The organism is Clostridium sp. C2-6-12 (assembly GCF_009928485.1).
Lineage (GTDB): Bacteria > Bacillota > Clostridia > Clostridiales > Clostridiaceae > Clostridium.
The window spans coordinates 1-399 of sequence record NZ_JAABNP010000100.1 but is presented as its reverse complement, the minus strand read 5'-3'; the positions used below and the strand labels follow the sequence as shown (position 1 = coordinate 399).

The window sequence follows — 399 nt, the reverse complement described above, 5'->3', positions numbered from 1 at the left end:
GATGCATTAGTCTATCTAATATTGCTGTTGCAGCAAGTTTGCTAGTAAATATTTTGTCCCAATTACCTAATGGTATATTGGTAGTTATTATTAGGGAGCCTTTTTCATATCGTTGGCGGATGATTTGAAAAAATAGGCTTTCTTTTTCTTTATCCATTTGAAAATGACCTAGTTCGTCTATAATAAGCAAATCTACTTTTCTTATTGCTTTAAACTTATTTTCTAAAGTTCCATCAAGATAACTCTTGTATAACTTATCCATAAGTTCCTGAGCGGGAGTAAATAATACTTTGAGACTAGTATTACAAGCTAGTACACCTAATGCAGTGCCAATATGGCTTTTGCCTACACCTGGCGGGCCGATTAGAATTACATTTTCTTTATTTTTAATAAATGAAA

The 399-nt window shown here is 32.3% G+C and carries 1 protein-coding gene; it reads right to left on the bottom strand.

From position 1 onward, the window contains the following. Nucleotides 1–364, bottom strand: a 364-nt coding sequence (locus GXK56_RS27560; RefSeq protein WP_243156292.1) for an ATP-binding protein, incomplete at its 3' end; no start/stop codon positions are given. Nucleotides 365–399 lie beyond the last annotated feature (35 nt).